Source organism: Streptomyces sp. NPDC006544 (assembly GCF_040611715.1).
Classification (GTDB): Bacteria; Actinomycetota; Actinomycetes; order Streptomycetales; family Streptomycetaceae; genus Streptomyces.
On sequence record NZ_JBEXOV010000140.1, the window covers coordinates 1 to 14793 of the forward strand.

Consider the following 14793-nt stretch of genomic DNA (forward strand, 5'->3'; position numbering starts at 1 on the left):
AGGAACCTCATCCACCGAAATGGACGGGGTATCAACTTTTTGGCGTTGATTTTTGGCACGCTGTTGAGTTCTCAAGGAACGGACGCTTCCTTCGTTCCCGTTTCCGGGCCCTCCGGGCGCTTCCTTCGTTTCCAACTCTACCAGATCATTTCCGCGCCGTTTCCGGCTTGGATTTGAATTCGGTGACCGTTGGGGGTCTGTGCCTTTCGGCGCTCCACCACATTAGCGCTTATCCCGTGCGGCTCATAATCGGCCGCTTGGAATCGAATTCGGGCATGCCGAATACGACCCCGCCAGGGGTAAGTCGTAGGTAGTGGGTTGGCCGCTCTGGGGGTCTGCTGATGGCACTGCCCCGTTCAAGCGGCTCGGACTACATTAGGCGTCCGCCCAGGCCGCGTCAAGTTGAGCGGCGGCGCGGCGCGTGCGCCCGGTAACGGCTCACCGTCGGGTCGTGCGTGATCCAGTAGCGGTAGGGATGGTCCGCTCCGGCGCCGCCCACTCCGGTGCGGGGGCCGTTGCCCACCTGGTCGGGTGGGGTCCGGGTTCCCGACAGGAGGGACAGGGGCGCGTCCGGGCCGGCGCAGAGGTCGGTGCCGTCGAGGGACCGGTCGATGTCCAGGGCCGTGGCCAGACGGGCCGGGCCCTGCGCCAGTTCCCGGTCGGCCCTGGCGGAGAGCCGGCGGGTGCGGGCCAGCTCGGCGCCCAGCGTCACCTCCCCCGCGCGGAGCAGGACCCCGCTCGCGTGGCCCGGCGGGCCGCACACCAGATTGAGGCTGAACCACATGCCGTAGATGAAGTAGACGTACGCGTGCCCGGGCGGACCGAACATCGACGCGTTGCGCGCCGTGGGGCCGCGGTAGGCGTGGGAGCCGGGGTCCGCCTCCCCCTCGTACGCCTCCACCTCCGTGATGCGCAGTTCCATCGGGCCGTCCGGAGTACGGCGGACCAGGGTGCGGCCGAGGAGGTCCGGAGCAACGGTGAGGACCGGGCGGTCGAAGAAGGACCGGTCCAGGGGCGTACGGTCAGGGCGCGCGCTCATCCGGTCGAGCGTAGTCGACTGCGCCCGGCTGCAACCGGGGCCTAAGGTTCCGCGTTTGTAGGGGTAGTCCTGCGCGTAGTCGCACAAGTCTTTCAGCACGTCTTCAAGGGGAGTCAGAGCATGGGGTTCAGGAAGCTGTTCGCGAGCCTGGGAGCCGGCGGTGCCTCGGTGGACACGGTCATCACCGAGCCGAACGTCGTGCCCGGCGGCATCGTCCAGGGCGAGGTGCGCATCCAGGGCGGGTCCGTGGAGCAGCAGATCGAGGGGCTGTCCGTCGGGCTCCAGGCGCGGGTGGAGGTAGAGGGCGGCGACCAGGAGTACAAGCAGGACGTGGTCTTCACCAAGCAGCGTCTGGGCGGGGCCTTCCAGGTGCAGGCCGGTGCGCTGCACGTCGTGCCGTTCGGGCTGGAGATCCCGTGGGAGACGCCGGTCACCCACTTCGGCGGCCGTCAGCTGCACGGCATGAACATCGGGGTCAGCACCGAGCTGGAGATCGCGCGCGCGGTGGACGCGGGCGACCTCGACCCGATCAACGTGCACCCGGTCCCGGCGCAGCAGGCGATCCTCGACGCCTTCGTGCAGCTGGGCTTCTCCTTCCGCAGTGCGGACATGGAGCGCGGGCACATCCGCGGGACGCGGCAGACGCTGCCGTTCTACCAGGAGATCGAGTTCCTGCCGCCGTCGCAGTACCGCGGGCTCAACCAGGTCGAGCTGACCTTCGTCTCCGACGGCCGCGAGATGGACGTGGTGCTGGAGATGGACAAGAAGCCGGGCCTGTTCAGCGAGGGGAGCGACACGTACCGCTGCTTCCAGGTGGGGCTGCAGTCCTACCAGGGGACCGACTGGGCCGCGTACCTGAACCAGTGGATCGCGTCGGTGGGTTCCCAGCGCAACTGGTTCTGAGTGGATCTAGGCTCGGGTCCGCGACGGCACGTGACGACGTGACCCGGACCCGATCCGAGCAGGAGGTTCAGCTGTGACCGAGCAGAACAGGGCGCCGCTCCCCCACGATTTCCATCCCCCCGTGCACGAGTTCACCGTGAGCAGTACGGACCTGGAGCCGGGGGCGGATCTGGGGGACGCGCAAGTGCTGTCAGGCGGGAACCGCTCGCCGCAGCTGCGGTGGGAGGGGTTCCCGGAGGGGACGAAGAGCTTCGCCGTGACGTGCTTCGACCCGGACGCGCCGACGGGCAGCGGGTTCTGGCACTGGGTGCTCTTCGACCTGCCGGTGTCGGTCACGGAGCTGCCGGCCGGGGCGGGCAGCGGGAAGTTCGAGGGGCTGCCGGCCGGGGCCGTGCACGTACGGAACGACTACGGCACCCGGGACTTCGGCGGAGCGGCTCCCCCGGCCGGGGAGCGGCACCGCTACGTGTTCACCGTGTACGCCGTTGACGCGGAGGAGCTCGGTCCCGGTGCGGAGGTCTCGCCGGCCGTCGTCGGGTTCAACCTGCGCTTCCACACCGTGGGGCGGGCCCAGCTGATCGGTGAGTACGAGGCCCCCGAGAGCTGATCCCCGCGGCTCTCGTTTCTCCGGGCGTTTGCCCGGTCCTGGTCTAAAGACGACCGGGACCGGGCATTTTTATTGCGTTGTCCCGCGTGGCGCGCGCGACCAGAGTGGTTGCGGGCCCTGCCGCCGTGGTGGTTGCGGGCCTGCACACGGGAGGTGGGCGAGATGCGGGACACGCTGGTGCTGAATGCGAGCTTCGAGCCGCTGTCGACGGTGACCTTGAACCGGGCCGTGGTCCTGGTGCTCCAGGACAAGGCCGTGGTCGAACAGTCGCATCCCGAGCTGCGTGTGCGCGCGGCCACGATGGAGCTTCCGATGCCCCGGGTGATCAGGCTGTGCAGGTACGTACGGGTGCCCTTCCGAAGACATGCTCCCTGGTCACGGAGGGGGGTGCTGGTCCGGGACCAGCACCGTTGCGCGTACTGCGGGAAGCGCGCTACGACCGTGGACCACGTGCTGCCGCGGGCCCAGGGGGGTGGGGACACCTGGCTGAACACGGTGGCCTCGTGTGCCGAGGACAACCACCGCAAGGCGGCTCGGACTCCGGAGGAGGCGGGGATGCCGCTCCTCCGGAAGCCGTTCGTACCGTCTCCGGCGGACGCGATGCTGCTCGCGCTGGGGGTCGGCGGGCGGGATCCGCTGCCGGAGTGGCTGGCGCGTTCCGCCGAGGTCAGCCCGTGACCGCGCGGGGGCGCGTAGGAACATCGCGTCCCTGCGCGTAGACGGATGCGCTGGGCGACGTACCTGGCGTACGTCGCTCAGCGGAGCAGCAGCTGGACGATCGCGATGATCCCGACGGTCACGATGACCCCGCGCAGGACGGTGGGCGAGAGCTTGCGGCCGACCCTGGCTCCGATCTGGCCTCCGATCGTCGAGCCGACGGCGATGAGCAGGACGGCCGTCCAGTCGAACTCGGCGACGAAGAGGAAGAAGACGGCCGCGATGCCGTTCACCATCGCCGCGATGACGTTCTTCACCGCGTTGACGCGCTGCAGGTCCTCGCGGAGCAGCAGCCCCATCAGGCCGAGGTAGAGCACGCCCTGGGCGGCACCGAAGTAGCCGCCGTACGCGCTGGCGAACAGCATGCCGGTGAGCAGGGCGGGGCCGCCGTCGGGGTGGCTCGTGTCTCCTCCGGCCGCCTCCTGGCGTCTGCGCAGGGCGGCGGCGAGCCGCGGCTGGAAGACGACGAGCACGAGGGCCAGGCCGATGAGGACGGGCACGATCGTGCCGAAGGCGTCCGAGGGGAGGGCGAGGAGCAGGGCGGCGCCCGCCAGTCCGCCGACGAGGGACACGGAGCCGAGCCGCAGGACCCGGGCGCGCTGGCCCCGCAGTTCGTCGCGGTAGCCGATGGCTCCGCTGATCGAACCGGGTACGAGGCCGAGGGTGTTGGAGACGTTGGCGGTGACCGGTGGCAGGCCGGTGGCCAGCAGGACCGGGAAGGTGATCAGGGTGCCGGAGCCGACGATGGTGTTGATGGTGCCGGCGCCGACGCCCGCGGCGAACACCGCGAGCGATTCCCAGAGGGACATCGAGAACACGGACATGGACGGAGCCATCCCCTTTGCATGAGTGAGTCGCCTCCCCGCCATGAAGGTCGAGGGGCCTCACTGATCATGCAGCAGGGGCCGGCCCGCTCAGTCGATGGGGGGCTGCTCGCGGCGTTCGGCGGCGGCCTTGTCGGCCGCGGGGCCGCCCTCCTTGCCGGAGTTGGTCGGGTTGAAGCCCGAACCGCCGCCCATGGGACCGAAGTTGCCCATGGCTCCGGAGAGCCCCTTGAGGGCGTCGCCGATCTCGCTCGGGACGATCCAGAGCTTGTTGGCGTCGCCCTCGGCGAGCTTCGGAAGCATCTGGAGGTACTGGTAGGCCAGGAGCTTCTGGTCGGCGTCGCCGGCGTGGATGGACTCGAAGACCGTGCGGATGGCCTGCGCCTCGCCCTCGGCGCGCAGGGCCGCGGCCTTGGCGTCACCCTCGGCGCGCAGGATGGAGGACTGCTTCTCGCCTTCGGCGCGCAGGATCTCGGACTGGCGGACACCCTCGGCCTGGAGGATCGCGGCGCGCTTGTCGCGGTCGGCGCGCATCTGCTTCTCCATCGAGTCCTGGATGGAGGTCGGCGGCTCGATGGCCTTGAGCTCGACGCGGTTGACGCGGATGCCCCACTTGCCGGTGGCCTCGTCGAGGACGCCGCGCAGGGCCGCGTTGATCTCCTCGCGGGAGGTCAGGGTCCGTTCCAGGTCCATGCCGCCGATGATGTTGCGCAGCGTGGTGACGGTCAGCTGCTCGATGGCCTGGATGTAGCTGGCCACTTCGTACGTCGCGGCGCGGGCGTCGGTCACCTGGTAGTAGATGACGGTGTCGATGTTGACGACCAGGTTGTCCTGCGTGATGACCGGCTGCGGGGGGAAGGGGACGACCTGTTCGCGGAGGTCGATCCGGTTGCGGATCGAGTCGATGAACGGGACGACGATGTTCAGGCCCGCGTTGAGGGTGCGGGTGTAGCGGCCGAACCGTTCGACGATGGCCGCGCTGGCCTGCGGGATCACTTGGATCGTCTTGACCAGTGCGATGAAGACCAGGATCACCAGAATGATCAGGACGATGATGATCGGTTGCATGCGGTTCCCCGTGCCCTTCCGGCTGTCTGTGCTGCCCCGTTCAGCGGAGTCTCGCAGACCCCGGGGCCGCGGGTCGGCTGCTTGTCACATGACGACCGCGGTCGCCCCGTCGATCTCGACCACGTCGACGGACTGACCGGGCTCGAAACTGCTGTCCGAGTCGAGGGCGCGGGCGGACCAGATCTCGCCCGCGAGCTTGATCCGCCCGTTGCCGCTTCCGTCGACCCGTTCCAGGACCACGGCGCTGCGGCCCTTCAGGGCGTCAATTCCGCTGCGGTGCTGGGGTCTCTGGTTGAGGTGCCGGTTGGCGATCGGGCGGACCACCGCGATGAGCGCGACCGACACGATGACGAAGACCAGTACCTGGGCGACCACTCCCCCGCCGAGGGCCGCTGTGATCGCGGCCGCCACCGCGCCGGCGGCGAACATGCCGAACTCGGGCATCGCGGTCAGGACGAGGGGGATGCCCAGTCCGACCGCGCCGATGAGCCACCACACCCACGCGTCGATGTCCACGTGGTCATGGTAGGTCTCGTGGGCGCGGTCCGGACAGGGTGCGGGCGGCCCCGCTCAGCGCACGGGCAGGCCCTGGGCTCAGCACACGGGCACGCTCCGGCTCAGCGCAGGGGCAGGCCCTGGGCGGTCCAGCGCTCGTTCTCGCCGCGCTCGACGACGAGCGGCAGCCCGAAGCAGCGGGAGAGGTTGCGGGAGGTCAGTTCCAGCTCGACGGGACCGGCGGCGACGACCTTGCCCTGGCGGATCATCAGCACGTGCGTGAAACCGGGGGCGATTTCCTCGACGTGGTGGGTGACCATGACCATCGACGGGGCGAGGGGGTCGCGGGCCAGCCGGCCGAGGCGCCGTACGAGGTCCTCGCGGCCGCCGAGGTCCAGACCGGCGGCGGGCTCGTCGAGGAGCAGCAGCTCGGGGTCGGTCATCAGGGCGCGGGCGATCAGGGTGCGCTTGCGCTCGCCCTCGGAGAGGGTGCCGAACTTCCGGTCCAGGTAGTCCGTCATGCCGAGGCGGTCGAGGAACGCGCGGGCGCGCTGCTCGTCGATGTCCTCGTACTCCTCCTGCCAGGTGGCCGTCATTCCGTACGCGGCGGTGAGGACGGTCTGCAGGACCGTCTGCCGCTTCGGGAGCTTGTCGGCCATCGCGATGCCGGCGACGCCGATGCGGGGGCGCAGCTCGAAGACGTCCACCTTGCCGAGGGTGCTGCCGAGGATGGTGGCGGAGCCCTTGGTGGGGAAGAGGTAGCTGGAGGCGACGTTGAGCAGGGTGGTCTTCCCGGCGCCGTTGGGGCCGAGGATCACCCAGCGCTCCCCCTCCTTGACCGACCAGGAGACCTGGTCCACCAGTGCCCGGCCCTCGCGGACCACGGATACGTCCACCAGCTCCAGAACATCGCTCATGAGCGTGTTGTCTCCCCTTGCAGTCTCGGTTCGTCTGTGCAGCACCGTCCTACCGGCAGGCGCAGCCCCAGGGGAAAACCTACGCCACTCACGGCGGGCTCCGGGCGCGGGCCCGGGTCGGAGGGCCGATCCGTAAAGTAGGGGGATGCTTTTCGAACCACGTTCAGGGCGGCTCGCCGCCTGGGGGAACGCTCTGCTGGCCGGTCTCGTCTCGCCCGACGAGGCCGCGCTGTCGATCGTGGGCGAGGACTCCGTGCACCGAGTGGAGGGGCTGCCGGGGGAAACGGGCCCGGTGGGGCTGACGCTCGCGCTGGGCCGGCTGCGGGTGTTGGGGGTGAGCGGGCTGCGGGTCGCCCTGCCGGCGCCGGGGCATCCGCTGGGGCTGAGCGGACCGCCCGAGTTCAACGCGCGGGCGCTGGACGCCGAGGAGGCGGTCGTCGCGGTGGGCGCGGCGGTGGGGCTGGTGCCGGCGGTCCACGAGGTGGGGCCCGCCGGGGACCTGCACGTCTCGGTGACCTGGCACTGCCTGCCGGTCCGGGAGGCCCCGCCGGCGGACGTCCCGTCGCTCGGCGAGGCGGAGCGCGAGCTCGCGGAGGCGCTGCGCGAGGCCGCGGTGGTCCTGACGAGGATGGACGTGGCGGGGTCGGGGCCGGTGGCGGACGCCGCGCTGTCGGCGTACCGGGCGCGGACCGAGGCCGGCCGGGACGCATTGGCGCCGGGGTATCCGGCGCGGGCGGTACGGGTGCTGGCGCTGGCGCAGCGGGTGGACCTGATGGTGTCGCTGGCGTACGAGCGGGGGCACGGGGCGGCGGTGGCGGCGTCCGAGATGGCGGCCCGGGCGGAAGCCTTGCGGCCGGTGGAACGGGTGGCCCGGCGGGCGCTCGTGGCGGCGTACAACTCGGCGGTCGAGGAACGGGAGCGGGGCCGGTAGCGCGGTGACCGGGGAGGGGCGCCGGGGTTCTCCGGAGTCCCTGCGGCGGGGGTGGGCGGCTTCGTGGTGCCGGCGGGGGCGGCTTCGTCGTCTCGGCTTCGTTGTCTCGGCTGCGCGGCGCGGCCGTGGCGTGCGGTACGGCAACGGCCCCGCTGCCCGGGGAGAGGAGGGGAGCGGGGCCGAGGTGTGTGGCCGGTCAGGCGTTGACGCCCGTGTTGCCGAAGGCACCGTTCAGCAGGCCGATCACGTTGACCGAGTTGCCCACCACGTTGACCGGGACCTGGACGGGGACCTGGAGCTGGTTGCCCGAGGCCACGCCGGGCGAGGCCAGGGCCTCGCCCTCCGCCGACGCACCGCCGTGCGCCGAGGAGACACCCGCGCCGGCGGCGAGGAGGCCGCCCGCGATCATGGTGACAGCGGTGGCCTTCTTGAAGTTCTTCACGTTCTCGTCCTCCAGTACGTCTGCCGCGGCCAGCCGCCGCGACACGTCATGAAGAACGTTCATCCGACGAACGGGATACGCCATGTGGGCTACGTACACCCGACCGTATGAATCACTCCGTCATTCCGTGTCGGACCGCCCACAGCGCCGCCTGGGTCCGGTCCACGACGTCCAGCTTCATCAGGATGTTCGACACGTGCGTCTTGACCGTCTTCTCCGAGAGGACCAGCGCCCGCGCGATCTCCCGGTTCGAGCGGCCGTCCGCTATGTGCCGCAGCACCTCGCGCTCGCGGTCCGTGAGGGAACCGCCCCGGCCGGAGGACGGGGGTCGTCCCTCCTCCGCGAGCAGGGCCACCGCGACCTCGGGCTGGAGGAGGACCTGCCCGGCGTGGACCGAGCGGATGGCGGCGGCGAGCGCGACGGGGTCGATGTCCTTGTAGACGTAGCCGGCGGCGCCCGCGCGCAGGGCGGGGACCACCGTCCGCTGCTCGGTGAAACTCGTGACGACGAGCACGCGCGCCGGGTTCGCCAGCCCGCGCAGTCTGCGCAGGGCGTCGATGCCGTCGGTGCCCGGCATCTTGATGTCCATCAGGATCACGTCGGGGCGCAGCTCCTCGGCGCGGGCGATGCCCTCGTCGCCGTCGGCGGCCTCGCCCACCACCTCGAGGTCGTCCTGGACCTCCAGGAAGGTGCGCAGGCCGCGACGGACCACCTGGTGGTCGTCGACGAGCAGGATCCTGATCCGGCCGGGCCGGTCCGGCGTGTCAGCCACCGGAGACCTCCAGTTCGATCGTGGTGCCCTTGCCGGGCTCGGAGTGCACGGTGAGGCGGCCCCCGACGCCGGCCGCCCGGTCCCGCATGGATACCAGGCCGAGGTGCCGGCCGGCCCGTCGGACGGTGGCCGGGGAGAAGCCCACGCCGTCGTCCGTGACCTTGAGCACCGCTCCCCCGGTCCCGCCGCGCGTGAGGGTGACGTCGATGCGGTCGCCGTCCGAATGGCGCAGGGCGTTGTGGAGGGCTTCCTGGGTGACGCGCAGGACCGCTTCCTCCTGAGCCGCGGGCAGGGCCCGTACGCCGTCGCACGCGAAGGTGACGCGGGCGGTGTGGGCGCGGTCCAGGACGCGGACCTGGTTGCGCAGGGTGGCGATCAGGCCGTCCTCGTCGAGGGCGGCCGGGCGGAGCTCGGTGACGGCGGCGCGCAGTTCGTCGGCGGCTTCGGCCGCGAGGACGGCGACCTGTTGGAGTTCCTCCTTGGCGCGGGCCGGGGCGCGGTCGACGAGGGCGGCGGCCGCCTGGGCGGTCAGGCGGAGCGAGAAGAGCTTCTGGCTGACCGCGTCGTGCAGCTCGTGGGCGAGGCGGGAGCGTTCCTCGGCGATGGTCAGCTCGCGGCTGCGTTCGTAGAGGCGGGCGTTGGTGAGGGCGATCGCCGCGTGCTGCGCGAGGAGGGAGAGGAGCTCCTCGTCCTCGTCGGTGAAGCCGTGCGGGCCGCGCTTGTTCGCGAGGAAGAGGGCGCCGAGGGTCTCCTCGCCGTCCCGGATGGGCAGCCCGAGGAAATCGGACATGTCGGGGTGTGCGGCGGGCCAGCCCTCGAAGCGCGGGTCCTTCCGCACGTCGGCCAGGCGCTCGGGGGCGTCCTGGTGGAGCATCGCGGCGAGGATGCCGTGCTGGCGGGGCAGCGGGCCGATCGCCCGCCACCGCTCCTCGCTGATGCCGTCCACGACGAACTGGGCGAAGCCGCCGTGGTCGTCCGGGACGCCGAGGGCCGCGTACTCGGCGTCGAGCAGCTCGCGGGCCGACGCGACGATCGTGCGCAGGACGTCGCGGACTTCGAGGCGGCGGCTCATGGCGAGCAGCGCGTCGCTCACGGCGGCCAGGCCACTGCGCGGTCCGCGGGGGCCGATGGGTCCGGGATGCATGAGATCACCGTACTCGCGGCCCTGACCTGCGGGATCGGGCGCAAGGCCTAGGCCCGGCCCTAGGTATGGAACTCGGCACGCCAGGGCGGGGCGGTGACCCGGCGTGCCGCCCGGAAGATCCGGCGGCGAGCGGACGCGGGGTGGTGCGGGCTGACCGCGGGCCCGGGTGTGGCGTGCCGGGGGATCTCCGGCCCGGCAGCGAGCCGGACCCTGGGGAACGCTCGGCGCTACGGAAGAGCGGGCTGTATAGAGAAAGAGGGGGCTGCATAGAACGGACATATCGCCGCCATTTCCCGCCCGGGCGGAGCCGCCGGACCGGAACCGGGTTGCACGGGGGACATCGCGGCCCGGGGCCAGCGGTCCGCCCGGCAGGGCGGCCTGCCGGGCGAGCGGGGTCGCATGCCGCGTGGGCGGCCGGGCCGACGGCCGGAGCGGGCGCGAGCGTCGACCGGCGGGGGCGGAGGGCGGTCGGCGGTCGGCGGTCGGCGGTCGGCGGTCGGCCCGGGCCTGCACTGCCGTGCCCGTACGGGCGGGGGCCGGTCGCTGGCGGCGTGCCGCCCGGTCGTCGCGCCCGCCGAGCCCCGGCGGGACGGGGCCGGCGGCGGAGGGGCTCACGCAGGCCCGGCACCGACGGCCGGCCGAGCGCACGAGCCCGGGCCGCGCACCCGCTCGGACCGGCGCGAAGCATCGGGCGCCAAGCCGACAGGCCGACAGGAGAGCCGGGCCCTGGATGCCGGGCGCGGGAGAGCCGGGCCGACTGGCGGAGCCCGGCTGCGGGAGAGCCGGGCCGAAGTCGGATGCCATCGGGAGGGGAGACCTCGCCGTCCGGCTCTGCCTTTGGCACTGGTGCGCTGGGGTTTCTCTGCTACTCAAGGATGAGATCGGTTACGCAATGCATTGCTGGCGCAACGGTAGGTCAGTTCGTTACATGGCCGATGTGAGCCCGCACATAGGACCCACATCACTTACGAAGCTGCCTAGTGGACACATAAAGAGCCCGTCAGCACTGCCGCACCTAGCGTCGAGGCCCGAACGGCGGGCTCGGCCCGCAGGCCTGATCCACTAAGCGGGATCGTACGTCACACCTTTGCCACAGCTTTTTGCCACCGCTAAGAATTGCTCTCGCCGCACAGCGCCGCGGATCCCGGATCCAGGCGGCGCTTTCCTGCGGCTCCCGCTATTCGAAGAGGTTGCTACGCATGACCGAGACCAGCACTCCCGGCCACAGTCGTCGTCTGACGAAGGCGCACAAGCTTTCCATCGCGGGTGTAGCCGCCCTGGGCACCGCCGCCCTCGCTCTCTCCCTCGTCCCGGCCAACGCGGCCGAGACCACGGCCGTCGTGGCCGCCCCCGTCGCCTGGTCCAAGGTCGTCGACGGTGCGCAGACGCAGGCCGTGCAGCAGCACCTCACCGTCCAGCGGGTCGTCGCCGACAAGCAGGCGCAGGCCGCGAAGGACGCCGCCAAGGCCAAGGCCGAGGCGGCAGCGAAGAAGGCCCGCGAGCAGAAGGCGGCCGCGAGCCGTTCCGCCGCCCGCACGCCCGTCTTCGCGAACAACCTGGACGGCTGGATCAAGGAAGCCCTCTTCATCATGAAGAAGGAAGGCATTCCGGGCAGCTACGCCGGTATTCACCGCAACATCATGCGTGAGTCCAGCGGCAACCCGAAGGCGATCAACAACTGGGACATCAACGCCCAGAACGGCATCCCCAGCAAGGGTCTGCTCCAGGTCATCGCCCCGACCTTCAAGACGTACCACGTCAAGGGCACCAAGTTCGACCTGTATGACCCGGTCGCGAACATCGTCGCCGCCTGCAACTACGCGGCCGACCGCTACGGCTCCATGGACAACGTCAACAGCGCCTACTAGGCCACTGGCGTACCCAAGCCCCCATGCGCCTCAGGGCGGCCCCGTGTCACCGGGGCCGCCCTGAGGCGTTCGTGCGTCGTGCGTCGTGCGTGCGGGCGTTCCCTCGGGCGTGACCGCGGTCGTGGGCGTGGCCGCGGTCGTGGGCCCTACTTGCCCGCGCGCATGACCTCGGGCTCGTGGCGGCGCAGCAGTCGCTGCACGGCGAAGCCGCACGCGACGCCGATGAGCAGCAGGATCGTGATGTTCAGGCTCCACTGGCCCACCGTGGCGTCCCAGAGCGGGTCGGTGTTGGTCGGGTTGTCCGCGTCCCACGGCGGCATGAGCACGCCGAGGTTCAGCGTGGTGCCGGCCGCGGCGATCGCCCAGCGCGACGGCATCAGCCAGGCGAACTGCTCCAGGCCGGGAGAGTCGTAGACCTGGAAGAGGATGCCGGTGAAGACGACCTGGACGATCGCGAACATGACCAGCAGGGGCATGGTCTTCTCGGCGGTCTTGACCAGGGCGGAGATCACCAGGCCGAACATCATCGAGGTGAACCCGAGCGCGATGACCGACAGGCAGATCTCCACGGCCGGCGGCATCAGCAGGCCCTCGGTGGGCAGGTCGCGCGGGTAGAAGCCGATCCCGCAGATGATCACGCCCTGGATGGCCGTGATGACGCCGAGGACGATGACCTTCGACACGAGGTACGCCGACCGGGACAGGCCGGTCGCGCGCTCGCGCTCGTAGATGACGCGTTCCTTGATCAGCTCACGGACCGAGTTCGCGGCGCCGGAGAAGCACATGCCGACCGCGAGGATCAGCATGATCGTGCCGGCGTCGCCGTTGAAGCGGGACGGCGCCACGGGCGGTGCGAGTCCGAACTTCGCGGGGATGACCGTGGAGACCACGCCCAGGACCGCGGGGAGGATCAGCATCAGACCGATGAAGCCCTTGTCGGACGCGATGACCGACAGGTAGCGGCGCATCAGCGTGAAGAGCTGGGAGCCCCAGGCCTGCGGCTTCGGCGGCCGGGTCTGCTGCACGGCGGGCTGCACCGACTGCGGGGCGACCGCGTCGATGTCGGCCGCGTACAGCTGGTAGTGCTGCGATCCCTTCCAGCGGCCGGCCCAGTCGTAGTCGCGGTAGCTCTCGAAGGCGGAGAACACGTCGGCCCAGGTCGAGTAGCCGAAGAAGTTCAGCGCCTCGTCCGGCGGGCCGAAGTACGCGACCGAACCGCCCGGGGCCATGACCAGCAGCTTGTCGCAGATGGCCAGCTCGGCGACGGAGTGGGTGACGACGAGGACCGTGCGGCCGTCGTCGGCGAGGCCGCGCAGCAGCTGCATGACGTCGCGGTCCATGCCCGGGTCGAGGCCGGAGGTCGGCTCGTCCAGGAAGATCAGCGACGGCTTGGTGAGCAGCTCCAGGGCCACGGACACGCGCTTGCGCTGACCACCCGAGAGCGAGGTGATCTTCTTGTCCTTGTGGATGTCGAGCTTGAGCTCGCCGAGCACCTCGTTGATGCGGGCGGCACGCTCGGACTCGGCGGTGTCGCCCGGGAAGCGGAGCTTGGCCGCGTACTTGAGGGCCGTGCTGACCTTCAGCTCCTTGTGCAGGATGTCGTCCTGCGGCACCAGGCCGATGCGCTGGCGGAGCTCCGCGAACTGCTTGTACAGGTTGCGGTTGTCGTAGAGCACGTCGCCCTCGTTGGCCGGACGGTAGCCGGTCAGCGCCTTGAGCAGCGTCGACTTGCCGGACCCGGAGGGGCCGATGACGCCGATCAGCGACTTCTCCGGGACGCCGAAGGTGACGTCCTTGAGGATCTGCTTGCCCCCGTCGACCGTGACCGTGAGGTGGCGGGCCGAGAACGAGACGTCGCCGGTGTCGACGAACTCCTCGAGGCGGTCACCGACGATCCGGAAGGTCGAGTGGCCGACGCCGACGATGTCGTTCGGGCCGAGCAGCGCGGTGCCGGACTTCGCCAGCGGCTGGCCGTTGACGTAGGTGCCGTTGTGGCTGCCCAGGTCGCGGATCTCGAAGCGGCCGCCCGGCATCGAGTGGAACTCGGCGTGGTTGCGGGAGACCTGGAGGTCGGAGACCACCAGCTCGTTCTCCAGCGCGCGGCCGATCCGCATGACGTGGCCCAGCGCGAGCTGGTGGAACGTCGTCGGGCTGCGGTGGTCTCCGTAGCCCGGGGAGCCGCCCTGCTGCTGCGGGAACGACTGTGCCGGCTGGGCCGGCTGGGCCTGCTGCTGCGGGAAGGCAGGAGCCCGCGGCGCCTGCTGCTGCGGCAGCGGGTGCTGGGCCTGCTGTTCCCACGCCTGGTGCTGCGGCTGGGGCGGCGCCTGCTGCGCGTACGCCTGCGCCGGCGACTGCTGCGCCACGGCCGGCTGCGGCACGGGTGCGGCCGCGGCCGCACCGGCTACGGGATTCAGCCGCGGCCCGTCGGTCGCGTTGCCCAGGTGCACCGGCGTGCCGGGCACGAGCTCGGCCTGCTGGACCCTCGCCCCGCGCACGTACGTGCCGTTGGTGCTCCCGTGGTCCTCGATCCCCCAACCCCGCCCGTTCCAGGCGATCGTGGCGTGCCGCCACGACACCCGGGCGTCATCGATCACCACGTCTCCCTGGGGATCGCGCCCCAGCGAGTACGACCTGGACGAATCGAGCGTCCAGGTCCTTCCATTCAATTCCAGTACGAGTTCCGGCACTCCAGCCCCACTTAAGTCCCCCGAGAATCCCCCATGACGTCAGGGAGTCTAGGGATGGCGAACATCCGGGGGAACTATTTCAGGCGCACGGCCACAAGGGGAATCCGGGCCACTTGGCGGAGCCCGCGCAGGCCCTCCGAGGGGGTCGGAAATCACCCGGACCGTGTGATTAGGGACGTCCCGGTCTCCCGTCCCACCCCTGCGGTCCACTGCGCGTGCGGTCCACTGCGCGTGCGGTCCACTGCGCGTGCGGTCCACTGCGCGTGCGGTCCACTGCGCGTGCGGTCCACTGCGCGGACGGGACGCGGCGGCCGACTTCCCGGGGGACCCATGCTTTCCGCGCTCTTCGCACTCGCCTTACTCGCCGCCCTGGCCGGCC

The 14793-nt window shown here is 70.9% G+C and carries 14 protein-coding genes; 5 read left to right on the forward strand and 9 right to left on the reverse strand.

Annotated elements, in window-relative coordinates; translation table 11 throughout:
* Positions 1-397: 397 nt before the first annotated feature.
* The gene (locus tag ABZY44_RS34965; protein WP_356661079.1) at positions 398-1039 is read right to left on the reverse strand and encodes a DNA-3-methyladenine glycosylase; all 642 of its coding nucleotides are present in this window, start codon (positions 1037-1039) and stop codon (positions 398-400) included.
* A 120-nt stretch (positions 1040-1159) separates the two neighbouring features.
* Here ABZY44_RS34965 and ABZY44_RS34970 point away from each other — a divergent pair, with 120 nt between their 5' ends.
* The 3 genes from ABZY44_RS34970 to ABZY44_RS34980 all read left to right on the forward strand — a co-directional run bounded on the left by ABZY44_RS34970 (position 1160) and on the right by ABZY44_RS34980 (position 3227).
* A complete protein-coding gene (locus ABZY44_RS34970) occupies positions 1160-1942 on the forward strand; it encodes a sporulation protein (protein WP_356661081.1) in 783 nt (260 codons plus the stop codon).
* Positions 1943-2015: 73 nt separating this feature from the next.
* On the forward strand, positions 2016-2549 hold the full coding sequence (locus tag ABZY44_RS34975; protein ID WP_356661083.1) for a YbhB/YbcL family Raf kinase inhibitor-like protein: 534 nt from the start codon (positions 2016-2018) through the stop codon (positions 2547-2549).
* A 162-nt stretch (positions 2550-2711) separates the two neighbouring features.
* Positions 2712-3227, forward strand: a complete 516-nt coding sequence (locus ABZY44_RS34980; RefSeq protein ID WP_356661087.1) for an HNH endonuclease — start codon at positions 2712-2714, stop codon at positions 3225-3227.
* A gap of 77 nt (positions 3228-3304) precedes the next feature.
* Here ABZY44_RS34980 and ABZY44_RS34985 read toward each other — a convergent pair whose 3' ends face one another.
* The 4 genes from ABZY44_RS34985 to ABZY44_RS35000 form a co-directional block, all read right to left on the reverse strand.
* Positions 3305-4075, reverse strand: coding sequence for a sulfite exporter TauE/SafE family protein (locus ABZY44_RS34985; RefSeq protein WP_356661103.1), 771 nt, complete (start codon positions 4073-4075; stop codon positions 3305-3307).
* 105 nt (positions 4076-4180) lie between these two features.
* Positions 4181-5158, reverse strand: a complete 978-nt coding sequence (locus tag ABZY44_RS34990; RefSeq protein ID WP_356661089.1) for an SPFH domain-containing protein — start codon at positions 5156-5158, stop codon at positions 4181-4183.
* Positions 5159-5242: 84 nt separating this feature from the next.
* Entirely contained in the window at positions 5243-5674 is a 432-nt protein-coding gene (locus ABZY44_RS34995) for an NfeD family protein (protein ID WP_356661091.1), read from the reverse strand.
* A gap of 101 nt (positions 5675-5775) precedes the next feature.
* The gene (locus ABZY44_RS35000) at positions 5776-6570 is read right to left on the reverse strand and encodes an ABC transporter ATP-binding protein (protein ID WP_356661093.1); all 795 of its coding nucleotides are present in this window, start codon (positions 6568-6570) and stop codon (positions 5776-5778) included.
* A 145-nt stretch (positions 6571-6715) separates the two neighbouring features.
* On the opposite strand from ABZY44_RS35000, the gene ABZY44_RS35005 reads away from it, so the two are divergent.
* Positions 6716-7501, forward strand: a complete 786-nt coding sequence (locus ABZY44_RS35005; protein ID WP_356661095.1) for a hypothetical protein — start codon at positions 6716-6718, stop codon at positions 7499-7501.
* A gap of 196 nt (positions 7502-7697) precedes the next feature.
* Here the strand turns inward: ABZY44_RS35005 and ABZY44_RS35010 are convergent, their stop codons facing one another.
* The 3 genes from ABZY44_RS35010 to ABZY44_RS35020 all read right to left on the reverse strand — a co-directional run bounded on the left by ABZY44_RS35010 (position 7698) and on the right by ABZY44_RS35020 (position 9859).
* Entirely contained in the window at positions 7698-7943 is a 246-nt protein-coding gene (locus ABZY44_RS35010) for a chaplin (protein WP_356661105.1), read from the reverse strand.
* A 112-nt stretch (positions 7944-8055) separates the two neighbouring features.
* Positions 8056-8715 carry a response regulator transcription factor gene (locus tag ABZY44_RS35015; protein WP_356661097.1) on the reverse strand — a complete coding sequence of 220 codons (660 nt, stop codon included), beginning with the start codon at positions 8713-8715 and terminating at the stop codon, positions 8056-8058.
* Complete coding sequence (locus ABZY44_RS35020) at positions 8708-9859, reverse strand: GAF domain-containing sensor histidine kinase (protein WP_356661099.1); 1152 nt, start codon at positions 9857-9859, stop codon at positions 8708-8710. The genes ABZY44_RS35015 and ABZY44_RS35020 overlap by 8 nt, the downstream gene beginning before the upstream one ends.
* Positions 9860-11058: 1199 nt before the next feature.
* On the opposite strand from ABZY44_RS35020, the gene ABZY44_RS35025 reads away from it, so the two are divergent.
* On the forward strand, positions 11059-11727 hold the full coding sequence (locus ABZY44_RS35025; RefSeq protein ID WP_356661101.1) for a transglycosylase SLT domain-containing protein: 669 nt from the start codon (positions 11059-11061) through the stop codon (positions 11725-11727).
* 146 nt (positions 11728-11873) lie between these two features.
* Here the strand turns inward: ABZY44_RS35025 and ABZY44_RS35030 are convergent, their stop codons facing one another.
* Positions 11874-14393, reverse strand: coding sequence for an FHA domain-containing protein (locus ABZY44_RS35030; protein ID WP_356661107.1), 2520 nt, complete (start codon positions 14391-14393; stop codon positions 11874-11876).
* Between the last annotated feature and the right edge of the window lie 400 nt (positions 14394-14793).